The sequence below is a fragment of the Pantoea sp. RSPAM1 genome (assembly GCF_038816185.1).
Classification (GTDB): Bacteria; Pseudomonadota; Gammaproteobacteria; order Enterobacterales; family Enterobacteriaceae; genus Pantoea; species Pantoea ananatis.
This window is the reverse complement of record NZ_CP046137.1, coordinates 1,339,294-1,356,091: the sequence shown is the minus strand read 5'-3', so window position 1 is coordinate 1,356,091 and position 16,798 is coordinate 1,339,294. Positions and strand designations below refer to the sequence as shown.

Sequence of the window (16,798 nt, the reverse complement as noted above, 5' to 3'; positions counted from 1 at the left end):
TCCCTCAATATTAACGTTCGCATTGGGTGGGCTAAACCCTATTTGTTGGCAACGGACGAACGGATTTCTATATCGTCGCCGAACTGGAGTTCTAACTCTTCAGCGATAAAATCCACGGCCTGTTTTGCGGTCATTTTGCCTGTTTCCACGGCCTGAAGGCCGCTGAACAGCACCTTGTTGTAGCTGCCAAACTGCGTCTGATTGGGCACGAACTTCGCATGCGCCATCATGGGCGAGGCAGCAGACAATACCCAGTTATCCCGGTATTTCGGCATCGCCGTTTGCGCGTTGCTGATGGCGGTGTGATAGGAGGTCACAGCATGTTCGTTGTTAAAATAGGGCAGCGTTGCTAATGCCACGAGTTCGGCAGCGATGTCGGCATTTTTACTTTTGGCATTCACCGTATAGAGAAGCGGATGCGACAGGTTTGAGGGTTGACCGCCCTTTTTGGCCGCGGGAGCAGGAATCCAGCCTATCTTATGAAAATAACCGTCTTTGTCCGACGGCCAGACCGCCCCATTTTTGTCACCCAGTTGCCAGGCCACCGCCCAAACGCCCTGGTGGAAAATAAACGCCTTCTCCTGCTTGAACGCGCCCTGAATAGCATCCCAGCTCATCGCCGTATTATCGACTGGCGTGACGCCCTGCTTAGCATTACGCGCATACCAGCCAAGAGCGTCGGCCATTTCCGCTTTGGGGAAGATGAGCTTGCCGGTCTTCTCATCCATAAATTTCACGCCGTATGACTGAAAAACCATGAGATAATCAATACCCACGTTCGGGCGGTGCAGCATGCCATACTGGGCCGCTTTACCGTCCACGACCTCTTTGGCCAGCGCAGTCAGATCGTCAAGCGTAAAATCACCCGATTCCACCCTGGCAGGGATAGCGTTAATAAACGCTTCATCCTTACCGATTTTTCTCAACATATCTTTGTTGTAGAAAAACATGCGTATTTCGGCATCCTGCGGTATGCCATAAATCTTGCCATCGTTTGCTTTTGCGGAATCCCACAGCACAGGCAGGATATCGCTGTAGACCCAGGGCGCAGCAGCGATCTTATCGTTCATTTGCAAGGCATAACCGTCCTTAGCAAACTGGCCAATCCACTCATGAGGCAGCACATAGATATCCGGCCCCTGCCCGACAGACATCGCCTTCAGCATGTCCATCGCGAAGTCGTCCCAGCCTTTGACCGCACTGCTGTTGGCCTGAATCACAATATGTTTATCGACCCCCGCAGCCTTGAATTGCTTGTTCATGATGTCGGCGGCATCTTCAATATTGGTGATGCGGTTGGGTGCGCTGCGCTCAGCAAGCGTCGAGAGTTTGATGGTGATCTCTTCGGCATGGGCAAGACCGACACAGAGCGCGGAGATCATTATGCTTGCCAGGAGAGTGCGTTTTTTCGACATGGTTTTTATTCCCGTTGTACCTATTATTTAAGTAAGTTAATTTATTTAAATGACAGGTTCATGACCACGCGATAAAAACAGGGAGAAGCAGGATTGACTTCATCGAAGCATTGGGAAGGAATTGGTACAACGCAGTCTGCGGTGCTGCGTTATCTGCGTCGCAACCACGCCGCATCGCGTGCCGAGCTCGCCGAGGGTTGTGGCGTAACAGCGGCGGCCGTTAGCATGATGACCCGCGATCTCATCAAGCGGGGGATCATCGTTGAAGGGGCGCGTCGCCCGTCTGGCCGGGGCGCTCCGCACATAGATCTCACGCTGAATTCCGCCATTGGTTATGCCGTTGGGATTCATGCCAGCCGCTTCTCCATTACGCTGACGCTGCTTGATTTCACAGGGAAGCGGGTTGACGAAATTGCGCTGCGCGGCCTTTACGATACCTTTGCCACGGCCCGGTCAGCGATTCAGAAGGGCCACAGAGCCCTGCTTGAGAGAAACCATATTGCGGAGCCCTTGGTAATTGGTGCAGGCATCGCCATGCCCACGCGATTCCAACGGGGCGTTGCTCCCCTGCATCTGGCACCCGAGGTGCTGTCCTGGGATGAACCCGGACTGTTCGAGTCCGTTCAGCAGGCGCTGGGCTGTCCGGTGTTAATTGAGAATGATGCCAATGCTGCAGCGATGGGTGAAATGACACTGGGTAATGCGGCTAATCATGAAGACTTTGTCTATCTCTATCTGTCAGAAGGGGTCGGCAGCGGCATTATTTTGGGTAAACAGCGTTATCGCGGTCATCTTGGCAACGCGGGTGAAATTGGTCTGTTGCTGCCTCTCGACAGACCACGTCCCTCGTTTACTGACCTTGCGGCCTGGTGTCAGCATCGCCTCGGCCAGAGACCGGATGGGCGCTCACAAGACATCTGGCAGCGATTCCTTGCTGAGAACGTCAGCGTTCTCGACGAATGGATCGAACGAACAGGCCCGGAAATCGCCCGTCTGGGCTTTATGCTGAACGCTGTTCTTGCCCCCGCGGCGATCTATGTGGGTGGAACACTGCCGCAAAGCGTTCGTGAACGGCTCGCTGTCTGGCTCGATTTCTCCAGGCTGGAGAGCCTAAACGGCAGCCGTGTCGTGCAACCCGAGATTTGCCTGCCGGATATCTCTGCCACGGATACCGTCGCATTTGGGGCCGCCGCCATGGTGCTGCACAACCTTGCCCGGCAGGATGGCGGGGATCGCGACGGGTTTAGCTGACATCTCACCTCACTGAGTAGTTAAAAAGCAGCGCCAATGCGTGGGCGCCTTATTCCGGGGCATGACATGTGAAAACAGTTGCGCCCTGTTACTCTGACTCACAGGGTGATAATTAACAGGCCTGGCTTCCTGTAGCCTTTTAGATCCAACCAGAATGGCCCGTTCAACATCGTCGCCCTGTCAGGCCCGGTAAATATCATCCCTGCCAGCACGATTACGGATAGGAAATAAACAGTACTGCTGTACTGTTAAAAGCGCCTGCCACAGGTTGCCCCTTCAGTTCCGCTTGCAGCTTATAAGCCGTTGAGCCCTGCTCCGTTGAAACCAGCCTTTGGGATTGTATCAACTGCCCATCGATGGTTAATTCAGCTTTCATGCCGTTACTTAAAGGGACAGAGGAATCTTCACTTGTCAGATCGATAATATAGTTGGCCGGTCCCGAGCAATATACGCTGATATCCTTTTCCCGCCGCTGTCCTTCAGCCTCTCCCACATGGACTATGCCAAAATCGATATCCACATTCGGTGTTTCCATCGCGCACCAGGTTTGGGTCGGCGGCGATAACTTACAAGAGTTATAACTGGTGGTAAACGTTGTGCCGAGCGCCGAATTAACATCACTAAGATAGCGTAAACAAACCTGGCCGCGCGTCAGTCGCGAATCGGACCCCACATTGTCAGGGACAGTCGCCATATATTGCCCGCCTGGGTCTATTTTCTCATGCAGACAATCGATAAATTGATGTATGTCATTGGTGGGACAGCCGTCCCCACGGGCAATAATATTCTCGGGTGGAACACGGGTGTTCGCGGGGCCTGCACAGCTTCCGCCAGTTTGCGTGCACCAGTAAAAATAAATCGCAATTCCTGCGTTTGCCGTCACGTAGTGAGGCTCATGAGGAACGATGTTAGTCGTGGCACGTCCAATATGAAATTCGACCTGTGTGCCGGGCAGTTTTTGCGTGTCACCCACAAAAATCGGGAAAGGTGCATTCTCATGTAATAAGGCTTTCACCGGGCATGACGAAAACAGCAGAAAAAACACGCTGGTCAGGAAATAAAAAAAACGCATGAGGTTTCCTCACAGACTATTCATTACAAAAGGCCTTAAACGCCGCCGTTCGCCACAGGATTTCCGACAGAGAGGCGCCAGGTGAAAACCGCGCCATGTGGGCGTCACCTTTCGAGGTAAGGCGTCCGCCGTTTTCACTGAAACTCAGCGCGTAACGTTACCCTGGCCGTGAAATCGCCTTCATTTAGCTCCGCGCCTTCACGCTGAACCAGCACGGCTTCTATCTTCGGTAGCGTCTGGCCATTCACCTTGTACGCTTTGTTGAGTTCAAACGCCGCATCGTTGATATACAGTTTCACGCCCAGATCCGCCTGCTCTGCGGTCACGACCGTTGCGCTCTCGTTATCAAATCCTGCCGCCGTCCCGGCGACAGTTAACACCAGGTTCCATGCCAGATTACTGCCATCGCACTCCAGCCCCGGGTTAACGGCCTGGCGATACAGACCATCGGGAACGCTTTTAATTCTGATGCTTTCCCCAAAGCTGATTTCCAGCGTGCTGTCCCCGTTCAGGATGCAGGACGGCGGGGTGATAAGCGTTCCTTTGAGCGCAAGATTGTTCGCGTAGACATCAGGTGCAATCAGGGCTAATCCCCCCAACAGCAGACTGCCCACCCCTATTCCGGGCCACCGATGTCGACCTTTCGCATATCCTTCATCACCAGGCATCCTGACTCCTTGATTTGTCATGATGTTCCATGTTTACAGGTAATTCGCTATCAACGACGCGACGACGCTGAACTCTCCGCCGTTGAGCGTTACGCCCTCCTGCCTGACGGGCCGAACGGTAAAGGTGAGATCAGGCATGCCCTGCGCGCTGACGTTCGTTTGGATCCAGTCGTTGAGCGGCATCGTTCTGTCACCATAGATCAGGCGAAAACCGAATCCCGCCTGATGACCGGCAAGCAGTTCAGGGTTGAACGCCGCGGTGATGCCATCAATGCGCAACCGCACATCGCGTGAGCTGCAGTCCAGCGGAACCACAACCTCCCGGCTGTAAATGTTGCTGTTGTCATCGTCCAGCCGGGTTGTCATCACGTCATCACCAAAATTCACCGTGATGGTGTCACCGTTATTAACGGTGCAGGGAATACGTTCAATTAGCGTGCCGCGAAACGTCATATCCGCCTTGGGGTTCTCGCTGGCTGCATTAACCGGCAAGCAGAATACGGCGCTAAACACGAGCGGAATATAAACAGGGTGCATGCTGGCTCCTTACTGATACTCAAACACCATCGTTCCATTACCTGTAAAGGTACCGGCCGTGGGCAGAGCGTTGCTCTGTACTGCCAGCACGGCCCATAATTCCGGCAAGGTGCCGTCGTGATAATTGAATGCAACGCTGTTGCCCGGCGTCAGCGTGGCATCCTCATGCATTAGCTGAATACCCAGTGCCGGTTTGCTGGTTGCAAGCAGTGAAGCATTAAATGCAGCCGGTTCACCGCTAATCGTAACTTTTAGCCCCTGTTTAGCCAGAGACGTACACAGCAGGCTGTAAATGATTCGCGTCTTTTTATAATCAATGCCGTTTATCCGGCTAATCACCACATCCTCACCAAAGTCCACGTCGATGGGCTCCTGGTTGTTGACCACGCATTCCGGCGTTTCCACCAGAATGCCGCGTACGGTCAGCGTGGTCATATCCCCATTGTTAACCTCTGCCTGTGCGCTGCTCATCATGAATGCAGTCAGCAGCAGAAGGCTGCACAGCCTGAAGTTAGCTGTCATTACGCACCGCCTGCTGTTGTCTAAAGGAAATCTCATTCGGTATGCGTGATTTCTCTGCCTGACAGGTGTTGCCATTGCAAATAAACGGCAATAACCGTTGGCTGCCGTAATCGCTGACGAACATCAGAACCGGCGTGCTGCCTAACTCACTAACGGTCGGACTGAGCAGTTGGCGGCTTTTCGGTGCCACCATGACGGGTTCAAAACGTGCCAGCCCGTTTCCGGTCAGGCTTCGTCTGATCTCGACGAAGGAAAAATGGTAGGGCGTTGGATTATGCACTTCATACTGGTTTCCCTGCTTAATTAGCGTCAGGGTTTCCGTGCCGGGAACCGTATCTGACATCGGATCCACGTTCAGTCCTTTAGGTCGATAGAAGACTTTGAGCCGGATCTGCATCGCCAGCGTCAGGACGTTGGCTTTATCCGATTTTGGCGGTATTTCCCGCAGATTAAGGTAGAAAACGCTTTCCCTGTCTGTCGGCAATGACGAGATGGCCGGGAGAACCTGAATACGCACCAGCGTCTTGCCGCCAGCTTCAACACGCTGCACCGGCGGCAATACCATCAGCGGGCCGCTGATTTTTTTCCCGTCTACATCTTCCATCCATCCCTGCGCCAGGTAGGGATCTTTTTCATTGCGGTTGGTTACGTTCAGGCTGATCGACTTTTCCCCCTGATTAAGGATCAGGCGCGATCGATCAACCGTCAGCGCGCCATGGGCATTCCCACTGGCTGCCAGCGCCAGAATGCCCCAGAGCTTTATCAATATCGCTTTTGTCCACATAGCAAAATGTCCTGTTGTTTTTCCGGCTGCCCGAGGCAACACCTGTCTCTTTGCGCACCAGGCGTGATGTTCTGCAGCATGCCGCCGCGCTGTCCCACCCCCTGCGCGTGCGCTAACCGGGCAGGGTTCAGCAGGTAATCGCTTTTAAGGCCGCGCAACAGGCGAAAACGAATCAGCAGAGAAACCTGCCCTGTTGCCCCAATTTTCTTCATCACAGTCAGTCGAATACCGCTGTCACGTTTACTGTGTGACTGGTGCGGTTTGCCCTGAATAAAGGCGCGCATATAGGTCACTTCTCGCCGGGTCAGGTAAATGGCCTCTTTTTTTACCGGCACCTTCAGGTGCGCGCATCGTGCCTTGATGTAAAGTTTCTCCATCAGTGCCTGCCGGGATTCGCCTGCGTCTGACAGCAGGATGCGCTTCGGATCCACCAGGCCGCTTAACACCGATAAGACCGGGTTACTGCCGGCAATCACAATCATGCATCCCTTTGCGAGCCGTGGATTCATGCTCCAGGCGAGCAGCGCTTGCATCGTCGGAAAGTAAAATCCCTGCAGGCGAATCTGCTTGCCCAAATGGTCTGACAGCGCCTGCTGTATCGCCTCAAGCCCAAGCTGGAAGAAGGCGTTTGAACACACACTTATGCCAGTCATCAACGACCCGCCCAGTGCCGGGCCGCCCCCCGCCAGGGCTTTTCACGCGGCAGCGCCTTGACCCGCCCTTCTTTCTCAAGATCCAGTAACAGCAATCGGGTTTTGTACACGCTCATATCCAGCGCGTCAGCGATGTCTCGGGTGGAGAGTCCCTTGTCCACGTCCCTGGCGGTGCCCAGCACGGCAAGGCACTGTTGTTTCAGGCGTTGGTTACGCATATCACCTCCCTGATCAGCACCCGGCCGCACGCGCTGGCCGGATGAGTTTGAGTAGCGGCTTGATGACCTGGATCTGACAAGCTGAAGATGTTCAACGGCTGGACCTCCTGATGCTGTGCGCTTTACGGCCTTGACTAAAAGGCGGCAGTGACGGTGCTGTTTTATTCGTATTGCAACTGAAAGGTGATCATTGCGCTGTATTCTCCTAACGTGACCTCGCCATTTGCGGCCGTACGCTGCAATCGGGCCAGCCACACCAGCCGATTTTCTGTGTCGGTGAGTTGAACAGGCGGCTGAAGCACACCGGGAAGTACCACGTTGCCCTGACCATCGTTGACCGCCAGCCCCAACCCTTCCACCGTGCCATTCAGCGCAAAAAGTGCAGAATTTACGGCGTTTTTATCGCCAAAAAACGTGACGCTTACCTGCGAGCCGACAGACAGGTCACACGCTTTTAGCGCAATGGAAAAGTCGACCGGATAGGACTGATGATTGTTGGTAAAGTGCCGGGCGACGACAGGCGAGAAAGCTACCGTCTGATCCACCGAATCCATGTCGACCAGACAGGGCACGGCAAGCAGCGTTCCGCGGAACACCACGTCCGTTGATCCCGCATCCGCTTTCGCCCTGACCACCAGCAGCGCGATGAACATCGTGAGGCCGATCGCTATCAGCAGACCGCCGCCTGCACGACGAAAAAGAATCTGGCTCTCCATCACTCGTACTCCATGCCAATGTTGATAACGGCCTGCCACTCGCCCGCTTCGAGCGGATCGCGGTTACGCCAGAGCTGCGCTTTGAGTACCAGGTCATTGCGCCCTTCGGCAAGCGGAACGGGTTGGCTTAACAGGCCGGGAATCAGGATGTTACCCAAAGGATCCTCCATGCGCAGAGAAAGACCGGATGCGCCTTTTATGCTGAAAAATCGCGCATCATCATCAGCCCTGTCGCCGAGGAGACGCAGTCTGACCGAGCGCTGATCGGCGAGCCATAACCTGTGGCGCAGGTCCTGTGGGGTGCCAGAATGCCGGGCGCCGCTGGGACAGTGATCCAGTACGAGATGAATATCGACGGGCACAGTGACATCGCCGCTCTTGTTTAACGCCGCCAACGCAACAGGGCTGAGCGTAATATGCTGAGCCTGAGATTCCGGCATTAATACACAGGGCGATGTGCTCAATGAGCCTGAGGCCTGCAACATTCCACTTAGCGTATTTTCCCACCGGACTTCCCGTCCGTGAGCGCGCGGGAACGTGGATATCAGCGGCACTGCGATCAGGGTTACTGCCATCATGTGTTTCCATCCGACATACCGTTCAGACGATCGCACTATCACTATTCTGTCTCCTTATTCAGTGCTGAGTGACGGCCACGGGATCGGCCCGACATACCGAGCCCTGGCAGAGAAAGGGCAGAACAGGTTTTCCACCAAAATCATTAATGGTGATAATTTGCGGATCGCGGGAAACCGAGGACTTCACCGTCTCACTCGACATCGGGGCGATCATGACGGGCACAAAGCTTTTCTCAACAGCACGGTTTCCTTTACTGATAATCCCCAGCAACGTCATGTAATAAGGTGTTGGGTTCTCCACGCGGAAACCGCCTTTCACTTTGTGCAGGACTAACTGATCATCATGGCGGCTGAAGCGCTCAGGGGTGATGCTGGCTGGTCGATAGAACAGTTTGATTCGGGTCTGCAGGGCCAGCTGCAACACGTTGGCGCGGTCGCTGCGCGGCGGAATTTCCCGGACGCTGAAATAAAACACACTTTCCCTGTCCTGCGGCAGCGAGGCGGAAGAGGGCAATGCGGTAATGCGAATGACGCTTTTTGCGCCCGGCTCCACGCGCTGCACGGGCGGCGTGACCCTGAGATAGCTGGTGAGCTTATTGCCTTGTGCATCTTCCAGCCAGGCCTGAGCCAGATAGGGCTCTTACTGATTGTCGTTGCTGATATTCAGGATGAGATTTTTTTCGCCACCGTTAAAAATGGCGCGCATGCGGTCAAGGGCAATGGCGGCCTGCGCGGTTTGCCCTGCCAGCGTCACCAGCACACTCGTTATCAACAGTAATGCCCACCTGTCTTTGCATTTTTTCATCATCTCGTTTGCACCTTGTATACGTTTGCTTTCAGATCCCAGACCGGCTGCACCGGAAGGTTACTCGCAGGGCAGCAGCAGTTGACTGTCAGGGATGTGCGACGGAAGCGTTGCCCGGCACTGTGCTTTGTCGCTCCAGAACAGCGTCAGCACCTCGTCGGCTTTAACCCCTGAAATCCAGGCTAAGCCCCCTTCACTCACCATGCCTAACTCCTGATCTTTTGCATTGCGCACGCTGGCCCCGAAAGGAGGAAAAGTGCCGTCAGCCATCGCGACAGTCGCCACGACTTTGGCGCCCTTGAGCACGTCAAAACGGCGGAAACCAATCGCCCCTTCGGTCAGTGAGACTTCCGCAACGGGCGCGCTACTGATTTCGATGTCATCCGGCAACCGATTCACATCGACCTTGACCGTGGCGCGATAGTAGCCGGGTACTGAGGGTTCCACGGCCAGGCCAAATCGGTTAGTCATGCCATTACGGCCTACCGGCACATTCGCCACGCCATCGGTGCTGACCAACACTCGGGTGCCACCTCTGACGCTGCTGCTATGGAGCGCGGCCCCTTCGCGGGTCGCTGTCAGGCCGCCGCTAATCGACAAGCCCGCTGAGGTATAGCCGTTCTGCTGCCAGCCCAGATTGGCGGTGATGTCTGCAGCCGTTCCTGCGTGGCTGTACAGCCCGCTCGCCTGCGTTGTGAGGCTCTCACTTTTCCCGCTTCGCGTTCCGGCCGACAGGCGATAACTGTCACCGTTTTCCAGGCGTTCATACCAGCCTGCGGTTTGGCTGTAAGTCTGTTGACTCCAGTTGCCGTTGTAGCTGGCCGTCCCCTGACCAAAGGGAACACTTATCGTTAGCCAGAGCGCATCATCCTTACGGCCGTAATCGCGCGTTCGCACGGCGGAAACGGTGGCGGAAAGATTGCGCCAACGGTTCAGGTCGAAATAACGACTGGCAGAAAGGCTGTAACGGTCGGCACGCGGGCGATCCCAGTACGTCTGGTGAGACCAGCTCAGGTAGGCAGAAAGGTTGAGATCTGCAAAACTTTTGCTCACCGTAACGGTATAAAGTTCTTTGCTGCTGCCCGTTACGCCATTGCGATAGCGCGCATCAAGATATTCCGTCATGGTCATGTAATTGCGTTCGGAAAAACGGTAGCCCGCAAAGGTCAAATCGCTGTTGAAGTCCTCGAAGCGCTTTGAATAACTCAAACGGTAGGACCGGCCCTGTAAATGTCCGCTGTCCGGTAACGATGTTGCAGACTGGGTGATATCCGCTGAGAGCGCACCAAACCGATAAAGATCACGTGCCACGCCAATGGCCAGACTGTGATAGTCCGCAGAAAGAATACTCCCGCCGTACAGCGACCAACTGTTAGCCACGCCCCATGATATTTCGGCGGTGCCGAATGTCGGTCCTTGCAGGTGGTGGTGAAAATCGGAGGGTCGCCCGGTGGCCAGCTTGTAGCGCACCTGGCCCGGCCGGGTCAGATAGGGCACGGTGGCGGTGGTGACCTGAAAGTGCTGTACGCTACCGTCCTGCTCTTCCACCTTTACGTCCAGTTGCCCGCTCACCGCACTGCTGAGTTCCTGCACGCGGAACGGTCCTGCCGCCACCATGGTTTCGTAAATGATCCGTCCCTGCTGGCTGATGATGACTTTGGCATTGGTGCGTGCAATGCCGCTCACCTCCGGCGCGTAGCCGCGCAGCCTGGGGGGCAGCTGGCTTTCGTCGCTGACCAATGACGCGCCGGTGAAGCGCCATGTATCAAAAATATCCGATCGGAGATAATCCTCACCCAGGGTGAGTTTCGCCATAAGCGACGGCAGCGCGCGATAAAGGTAAAAGCGACTCCAGTCGATACGTTGGGTCGTGCCGCCGCTGGGGCCGCCGGTGTTGTTATAGTTAGCCTGCCAGTCGCCCCGCAGACGCCAGGGCCCGTTGTTTGCACCGAGCGTACCGGTGGCACTGGCTCGCTGTGACTGACTGCCGTGTACTGGACGGGTGAAGCTGGTATTGATGTTATAATCCAGCATCACACCAGGTACGCCATTTTCCCAGCGTGAAGGGGGCAGCCAGGTGGCATCCTGATATTCGAGCCAGGCCTGGGGAACCGAAATATAGAGCGACGACGTTGAAAGATCCCCGCGCAGCCTGACACCGTCCAACGCGGAAAAATCAGCGCAGTCGTCATCATGGTCGAAGCTTATCTTTGCCAGCGCATCGTGCTTAAGACCGAGTAACTCAACCTGCTGACGCGTCAGACAGGCCTGCACATCTTCGGCACCATTCTCATCGCCCTGACGGCGGTTCTCTTTAAACACCACCTCTTGTTCAACGATATTCCGCTCATTCAACCGAAGTGTAAGACTATAGGTACCCGGCATGATGTAACCCGCACGGGCGAAACGGGATAAATCAATATTATTTCGATCTTCGGCATCAAGAATGTCAGTATTAAATTCAACAGCGCGTATCTCAACGCAATAACCCGACAGTATTATTAAAATGCTAAAAAAAAGACGATATCGATGTAATAGTTGCGATTTACCCATTTACGTTATCTTTTGTTATAGCGAATCGTGCAAGAAAGGGATTTACTGATAACTCAGCGTAAAACGTATTGCACCCGCCCAGTCGCCTTCTATAAAGACTTTTCCATCCGGAACCACCTGCATAACATAATCAAACTGATGTTCATTCTGACTCAGGACAACGCGGTGCATAGGGATGCCCGGCAATGCCTGCTCGCCGTCACTGTCAGTCACTTTGAGTGCGATCCCTTTGGCCTCGCCTCTCAGCGAAAATAAAGAGGGTGCGTGAGAAACCGCCTCACCTGAAAGGGTGAGCGCAATACTTCGCCATTTATCTTCATCTCTAAGGTCACAATTCACTAAGCGAATGGAAAACCGTTTTTCATTAAGCCCATTATTATTTTCCAGGATATGCGGCGTAAGTGAGTCGAACACAAATTCTTGCCAGACATCTTCAGTATGAATATTGCACGCCGATGTCAGAATCTGACCATTAACGTAAACGCGGCCCTGCCCCTCATCTTTAATCGGGGACGCCTGGACAGTGGCATGGCAAATAGAAAAGATGAATAGCGTCAAACGCAAATAAACAATATGCATCCTGTTTATGCCTGCAGATAACTCCCCTACCCGATCATGAGCTGACCGGATAAGGGAAACGTTTGTGATCAGGCCTTAGTCATACGCCAACGTAAAGTCAGCAATCGAGGTAAACTCACCGGATTTAATCGCATTATTGTCGTCCAGTCCCTGCAGATAGGCAGAGAATGCCAACGTATTATTGCCTTCAATTAAGGTACGGGCTTCACTGGAACCGCCAACGGGAATAATTGCGCTGGACGCATCGGTGATCACCACGCCCGCACCGGATGCGGTGCCCATAATGCCGAACTTATTATTATCTGTGGAGCCATCGGATTTTAAGGCAGCCGTTCCACCGAAGGTCACTTTCACCGTTGGCGAGGTGATAACAATGTTACCATTACCATCGTCGGTACTGTTCATGCGGCAGTTTTCCAGATCAATAGTGAAAACTTTTGGGCTGGATGTTCCTTGATCTTCAAGCTGTCGAGCTGAAATCTGTCCCAGTTCAACAGTTTGCTTTTCGCTGTCACTCCCGATGGAACATGCAGCATCAATGATATGACCATGGAAAGTGATTTTTCCCTGTCCCTGATTGGCCGCATGCGCACCTGTTGCGCCCATTCCCAGAGCAAGCATCATAACCACTGCAACTTTATTAATTTTCATACCTATTTAATCCCATTAATTGATTAATGCAATAAAAAATAAATATCATCAAACAGATGAATACCTATTTAACAAATATTTATACATTTAACAAAAGCATAGAAATTAATTAAAAATTACACCTTAAAACTGGCGAGGCCAATTATGCATTGGAGTTTTTGATTTACAAACAAAATAAAGAAATCAAATGTATATACGATCTTTAATACTAATTTAATCTTGCCACAAAGCAGATAAAACCATAAAAATTTAAACAATAGATTATTATCTCAATAAAGTGTCAAAATGTAGAATTAAAGATCGAAAAGTAAAACATATTAGAGTTACATATTAATTAAGAAGAATATTCTTAACGGCATCGCCTTTCTGCTCAATGTGATAACATTCCCAATATAGATTGGTTCACGCACAGCATTCGTTCGTTATAGTGACGCTCATGTTAAAAAATTATAACCTGATATAAATTACATGGTTAATAATCATTCCAGATTAGAGTGTCCTTTTTCGAAATTATTTCATTGCATTTGACCTCCGCTTGTGAAAAACCCGTTCGCTTCCAGCTTCGCCAGCGGTGTTTACCTCTGGATGTGATTTCAAGGCGTACCCTGCGCCAGCGCATGTTGTAGCGGTTGGCGAAAAGCTGTTTTTATTACGACATAGTAAAGGCCCCAGGCTACATTGATTTGTTAAAAAACCTTCATAAATAAAAAATAGTTTCTGAGAGGCATATTTACAGGCTGGCAGGAAAAGGCCAGTTAACGCGCGTGGCGTGCCGGGCGAAAATATCGGCAGAGATAGCGACCAGAACGTCCATTCTTTCTGTGGTTTCTGAATACAGCCTTTAGCAAAGCTAAAGAAGGCTATTATCGTTTAAAGAGTGGAAAAACGTGTAATTGTGAATGGCGTGATAAATATAAATTATGAAAATAGAAAAGCATTGCTTTTTTATTTTTTTTATGGCCACTGACAGTGAAAACAGGTTATCCATTTTGATCAAGATATTAATTTTGTCAGGGTTGATTGTTATCACCTTTTAACGCGCCCGTGAGGCATTCAGGCGGGTTAGCCTAAACGCTCTCAACGCTCCGCTGCGGGCGCCAGTGGTGTTTTTTGGCAGAGGGCGGATTGCACCGCTCCTGGCTACCCGGCAAATAAAAGTGACCGTCTGTTGAGCGTGGCGTGCCCCCGGGACAGCCCGCCATCCCGCGTTGCCCGTGCTTTCCTGGAAGGCCGCTTCCGCCATTGCTGTCCGCTCCGCCATGACTGGCGTAGCAGGCTGACATGGATAAGAGCCAGACCATTCCTGTTAGCGCCGCTAAGTTACGCATATTCTTCGCCCTGATTATTTAACCGTGATGGTGTCTGGTTTTTGCGCCACAATGGTAAGTGAGGTGCCTTTAATCGCCTGACTGACCGCTTCCCGAATCGTCATCGTTCCCTGCACAGGATTGACGTGGACAGCGCCGGTTCGTGACAAGTCCGTCTCAATAAAACAGCCTGACGCATGGGCTAACTGCTGTGCCGTTTCGTCAAAGCGTGGGAAATTTATATTGTAAGTCCCTTTGACGTCACATTTACCCAGAGGAATGTGACCATGGGATGAAGGGCTGCATGCCGTAGCGAGGATAGCGAGTATCATTACGCCAAGGCACTTGAGGGGCACTGAATTCATAGATCTCTCCGGCAGGGAAAACAGGCGTTCATTATTCCCACAACGGGTGGAGCCTGTCAGCAGGGGGAATATGTCTGAGTGTGACCACAGGTTAGTGGGCGTCTTCTATCCGAGTCTTTGACCCGCCCCGTCCAGCGTCAGACCCACCAGAGCGCGGGGTGCGGCATCGGGAAGCGCCGCAGCGCGAGACAGAGATGAGAATGTAAAACGAAAACGGCAGCCGGGTCAGGGAGAAGAGATCACTGGGAGAGATGAGGAGGTCGATGCCATCCCTGGCTTTACCACGATTTTACGGTCAGCTTTCAGGTGTGCTGTATGCGTTACGATTACGCGCTGTGCGTTACGCTGAACCGTGCCGGGCGTGGACCCCTTTCCTGTCAGGGCGTCATGCCCGTTGTTGCTGCTGATTGACAAGATATTGTGGTTGATTGATCGCCTTGCGCGCAATCCAGTAGAGCAGAACTCGCTCATCATCACTGTCACGGTCCGCCATTGACAATAATTTTAGCGCCAGCGTAGATTTCGTGACAGGCTGCTGTTCTGTGCTCAATTCGATCACTGCCTGACCGATAATGCAGCAAACTTCATCCTCACTGGTGATGGATTCATATGTCCGGTCTTTCATATTTCCTCCTGTTAAATGGACTTTAAGTCTGGCAAAAAAACACGCAATCTGCTGGTAAAAACCGCTAATAGTAACATTCCCTTACGTCTGTTTACCTGAATTCATCACATGGTTAGCCTGGTTACGTTTATCGTGCCTGCCATTCATGCCGCTCTCACGGCATTTCATTCCGTTCTGCATTCCATTCATGCTCTTTTCCCTCCCGCGCGTCAGGCATTTGTTTAATCTGGCCGCAGTTTCCAGTTTTCCTGTGGGAGTAAAAATAATGAATGAGCGACAACAGGCTGGTGGTCAGCGTACACGCTGGTTAACCCTTTTCGGCACAGTGATTACCCAGTTTGCGTTGGGATCGGTTTATACCTGGAGTTTGTTTAACGGTCAGCTGTCGCAAAAGCTGGCGGCATCGGTGAGCCAGGTGGCTTTTTCATTTGGGTTGCTGAGTCTGGGTCTGGCGGTAGCCTCTTCGCTTGCCGGTAAGCTGCAGGAACGTTTTGGTGTCCGTAAGGTGACCATTGGCGCGGGAGTCATGATGGCGCTGGGCTTATGGCTGACTTCACATGCCGATAACCTGGTCATGCTCTACCTGAGCGCAGGCATTCTGCTGGGGCTGGCTGACGGCGCAGGTTACCTGATGACATTGTCTAACTGCGTGAAATGGTTTCCTGAACGCAAAGGGATGATTTCCGCCTGCGCGATTGGTGCCTATGGCCTGGGCAGCCTGGGGTTCAAATTTATCTGTGGGGCGCTACTGGCTGAGTTTGGGCTTGAAAAAACCTTTGTACTCTGGGGGTTATTAGCCATGACGATGATAGTTATTGGTGCGCTGATGATGCGCGATGCGCCATTGCAACGCTCGTCGACGGCGCAACATCAGGCGGTCCGCAATTATACGTTGGCTGAGTCGGTGCGCCTTCCGCAGTACTGGATGCTGGCGCTGATGTTCCTGACGGCGTGCATGAGCGGGCTTTACGTCATTGGCGTCGCCAAAGATATCGGGGAAGGCCTGGTGCACCTCAGCACTCAGACAGCGGCTAACGCGGTCACCGTCATTGCCGTCGCTAACCTGAGTGGTCGGTTGGTGCTGGGCGTTCTGTCGGACAAAATGGTTCGTATCCGGGTTATCTCCCTGGCCCAGTTGATCGCTCTGACAGGGATGAGCGTATTACTGTTTACGCACATGAACCAGACCACCTTTTTCCTGTCGCTGGCCTGTGTCGCTTTCAGCTTCGGCGGCACGATAACCGTGTTCCCTTCCCTGGTCAGTGACTTTTTCGGCCTGAATAACCTGACGAAAAACTATGGTCTGATTTATTTGGGGTTCGGCATTGGCAGCGTGTTGGGCTCGCTGGTTGCCTCACTGTTTGGCGGTTTTACCGTGACGTTCAGCCTTATCATGACGCTATTGGTCATGTCCTTACTGCTGTCGCTCACTATCCGGATGCCGCAGAGTCAGTCCGGGCACGCGCCGCTGCTGCAACGCCAGTAATTTCAGGGGCCAG

Annotated in this window: 17 protein-coding genes and 1 pseudogene; 2 read left to right on the top strand and 16 right to left on the bottom strand. The window is 52.9% G+C overall.

Going from position 1 to position 16,798, the window contains the following annotated elements; all coding sequences use genetic code 11:
* Positions 1–38 precede the first annotated feature (38 nt).
* Positions 39–1,415, bottom strand: a complete 1,377-nt coding sequence (locus GKC68_RS07010) for an extracellular solute-binding protein (protein WP_028725057.1) — start codon at positions 1,413–1,415, stop codon at positions 39–41.
* Between the two features lie 93 nt (positions 1,416–1,508).
* Here GKC68_RS07010 and GKC68_RS07005 point away from each other — a divergent pair, with 93 nt between their 5' ends.
* Entirely contained in the window at positions 1,509–2,666 is a 1,158-nt protein-coding gene (locus GKC68_RS07005; RefSeq protein WP_141240212.1) for an ROK family transcriptional regulator, read from the top strand.
* 214 nt (positions 2,667–2,880) lie between these two features.
* Here GKC68_RS07005 and GKC68_RS07000 read toward each other — a convergent pair whose 3' ends face one another.
* From GKC68_RS07000 to GKC68_RS06930, 15 genes and pseudogenes are all read right to left on the bottom strand, one after another.
* Positions 2,881–3,738 (bottom strand): hypothetical protein, encoded by an 858-nt coding sequence (locus GKC68_RS07000; RefSeq protein ID WP_028725059.1) that lies wholly within the window; start codon positions 3,736–3,738, stop codon positions 2,881–2,883.
* Between the two features lie 134 nt (positions 3,739–3,872).
* A complete protein-coding gene (locus GKC68_RS06995) occupies positions 3,873–4,406 on the bottom strand; it encodes a fimbrial protein (protein ID WP_047714241.1) in 534 nt (177 codons plus the stop codon).
* Positions 4,407–4,439: 33 nt separating this feature from the next.
* Positions 4,440–4,943 (bottom strand): fimbrial protein, encoded by a 504-nt coding sequence (locus GKC68_RS06990; RefSeq protein ID WP_089528052.1) that lies wholly within the window; start codon positions 4,941–4,943, stop codon positions 4,440–4,442.
* Positions 4,944–4,952: 9 nt separating this feature from the next.
* Positions 4,953–5,465, bottom strand: coding sequence for a fimbrial protein (locus GKC68_RS06985; RefSeq protein WP_028725062.1), 513 nt, complete (start codon positions 5,463–5,465; stop codon positions 4,953–4,955).
* Positions 5,455–6,249, bottom strand: a complete 795-nt coding sequence (locus GKC68_RS06980) for a fimbria/pilus periplasmic chaperone (RefSeq protein WP_047714242.1) — start codon at positions 6,247–6,249, stop codon at positions 5,455–5,457. The genes GKC68_RS06985 and GKC68_RS06980 overlap by 11 nt, the downstream gene beginning before the upstream one ends.
* A complete protein-coding gene (locus GKC68_RS06975) occupies positions 6,228–6,902 on the bottom strand; it encodes a hypothetical protein (RefSeq protein ID WP_047714243.1) in 675 nt (224 codons plus the stop codon). Before GKC68_RS06975 ends, GKC68_RS06980 begins: the two co-directional genes overlap by 22 nt.
* On the bottom strand, positions 6,902–7,120 hold the full coding sequence (locus tag GKC68_RS06970; RefSeq protein ID WP_028725065.1) for a FaeA/PapI family transcriptional regulator: 219 nt from the start codon (positions 7,118–7,120) through the stop codon (positions 6,902–6,904). The genes GKC68_RS06975 and GKC68_RS06970 overlap by 1 nt, the downstream gene beginning before the upstream one ends.
* A 161-nt stretch (positions 7,121–7,281) precedes the next feature.
* Positions 7,282–7,836 (bottom strand): fimbrial protein, encoded by a 555-nt coding sequence (locus tag GKC68_RS06965; protein WP_058707267.1) that lies wholly within the window; start codon positions 7,834–7,836, stop codon positions 7,282–7,284.
* Complete coding sequence (locus GKC68_RS06960) at positions 7,836–8,414, bottom strand: type 1 fimbrial protein (protein ID WP_342656699.1); 579 nt, start codon at positions 8,412–8,414, stop codon at positions 7,836–7,838. The genes GKC68_RS06965 and GKC68_RS06960 overlap by 1 nt, the downstream gene beginning before the upstream one ends.
* A gap of 58 nt (positions 8,415–8,472) precedes the next feature.
* A pseudogene (locus tag GKC68_RS06955) lies at positions 8,473–9,222 on the bottom strand (fimbria/pilus periplasmic chaperone).
* A 57-nt stretch (positions 9,223–9,279) separates the two neighbouring features.
* Positions 9,280–11,772 carry a fimbria/pilus outer membrane usher protein gene (locus GKC68_RS06950; protein ID WP_064366471.1) on the bottom strand — a complete coding sequence of 831 codons (2,493 nt, stop codon included), beginning with the start codon at positions 11,770–11,772 and terminating at the stop codon, positions 9,280–9,282.
* Between the two features lie 42 nt (positions 11,773–11,814).
* Positions 11,815–12,351 carry a fimbrial protein gene (locus GKC68_RS06945; RefSeq protein WP_064366470.1) on the bottom strand — a complete coding sequence of 179 codons (537 nt, stop codon included), beginning with the start codon at positions 12,349–12,351 and terminating at the stop codon, positions 11,815–11,817.
* Between the two features lie 75 nt (positions 12,352–12,426).
* The gene (locus GKC68_RS06940) at positions 12,427–13,002 is read right to left on the bottom strand and encodes a fimbrial protein (protein ID WP_028725071.1); all 576 of its coding nucleotides are present in this window, start codon (positions 13,000–13,002) and stop codon (positions 12,427–12,429) included.
* Between the two features lie 1,342 nt (positions 13,003–14,344).
* Positions 14,345–14,674 carry an STN domain-containing protein gene (locus GKC68_RS06935; protein ID WP_028725074.1) on the bottom strand — a complete coding sequence of 110 codons (330 nt, stop codon included), beginning with the start codon at positions 14,672–14,674 and terminating at the stop codon, positions 14,345–14,347.
* Positions 14,675–15,059: 385 nt separating this feature from the next.
* On the bottom strand, positions 15,060–15,299 hold the full coding sequence (locus GKC68_RS06930; RefSeq protein ID WP_047715324.1) for a hypothetical protein: 240 nt from the start codon (positions 15,297–15,299) through the stop codon (positions 15,060–15,062).
* A 265-nt stretch (positions 15,300–15,564) separates the two neighbouring features.
* Between GKC68_RS06930 and GKC68_RS06925 the strand changes: the two genes are divergently transcribed.
* The gene (locus GKC68_RS06925) at positions 15,565–16,785 is read left to right on the top strand and encodes an MFS transporter (RefSeq protein WP_110956519.1); all 1,221 of its coding nucleotides are present in this window, start codon (positions 15,565–15,567) and stop codon (positions 16,783–16,785) included.
* The last annotated feature ends 13 nt before the right edge of the window (positions 16,786–16,798 follow it).

What these genes read in the sequence shown, in the direction of transcription:
- GKC68_RS07010 (WP_028725057.1), bottom strand. Translation starts at nt 1,415, where the DNA reads ATGTCGAAAAAACGCACTCTCCTGGCAAGCATAATGATCTCCGCGCTC.
- GKC68_RS07000 (WP_028725059.1), bottom strand. Translation starts at nt 3,738, where the DNA reads ATGCGTTTTTTTTATTTCCTGACCAGCGTGTTTTTTCTGCTGTTTTCG.
- GKC68_RS06995 (WP_047714241.1), bottom strand. Translation starts at nt 4,406, where the DNA reads ATGCCTGGTGATGAAGGATATGCGAAAGGTCGACATCGGTGGCCCGGA.
- GKC68_RS06990 (WP_089528052.1), bottom strand. Translation starts at nt 4,943, where the DNA reads ATGCACCCTGTTTATATTCCGCTCGTGTTTAGCGCCGTATTCTGCTTG.
- GKC68_RS06985 (WP_028725062.1), bottom strand. Translation starts at nt 5,465, where the DNA reads ATGACAGCTAACTTCAGGCTGTGCAGCCTTCTGCTGCTGACTGCATTC.
- GKC68_RS06980 (WP_047714242.1), bottom strand. Translation starts at nt 6,249, where the DNA reads ATGTGGACAAAAGCGATATTGATAAAGCTCTGGGGCATTCTGGCGCTG.
- GKC68_RS06975 (WP_047714243.1), bottom strand. Translation starts at nt 6,902, where the DNA reads ATGACTGGCATAAGTGTGTGTTCAAACGCCTTCTTCCAGCTTGGGCTT.
- GKC68_RS06970 (WP_028725065.1), bottom strand. Translation starts at nt 7,120, where the DNA reads ATGCGTAACCAACGCCTGAAACAACAGTGCCTTGCCGTGCTGGGCACC.
- GKC68_RS06965 (WP_058707267.1), bottom strand. Translation starts at nt 7,836, where the DNA reads ATGGAGAGCCAGATTCTTTTTCGTCGTGCAGGCGGCGGTCTGCTGATA.
- GKC68_RS06960 (WP_342656699.1), bottom strand. Translation starts at nt 8,414, where the DNA reads ATGATGGCAGTAACCCTGATCGCAGTGCCGCTGATATCCACGTTCCCG.
- GKC68_RS06950 (WP_064366471.1), bottom strand. Translation starts at nt 11,772, where the DNA reads ATGGGTAAATCGCAACTATTACATCGATATCGTCTTTTTTTTAGCATT.
- GKC68_RS06945 (WP_064366470.1), bottom strand. Translation starts at nt 12,351, where the DNA reads ATGCATATTGTTTATTTGCGTTTGACGCTATTCATCTTTTCTATTTGC.
- GKC68_RS06940 (WP_028725071.1), bottom strand. Translation starts at nt 13,002, where the DNA reads ATGAAAATTAATAAAGTTGCAGTGGTTATGATGCTTGCTCTGGGAATG.
- GKC68_RS06935 (WP_028725074.1), bottom strand. Translation starts at nt 14,674, where the DNA reads ATGAATTCAGTGCCCCTCAAGTGCCTTGGCGTAATGATACTCGCTATC.
- GKC68_RS06930 (WP_047715324.1), bottom strand. Translation starts at nt 15,299, where the DNA reads ATGAAAGACCGGACATATGAATCCATCACCAGTGAGGATGAAGTTTGC.
- GKC68_RS06925 (WP_110956519.1), top strand. Translation starts at nt 15,565, where the DNA reads ATGAATGAGCGACAACAGGCTGGTGGTCAGCGTACACGCTGGTTAACC.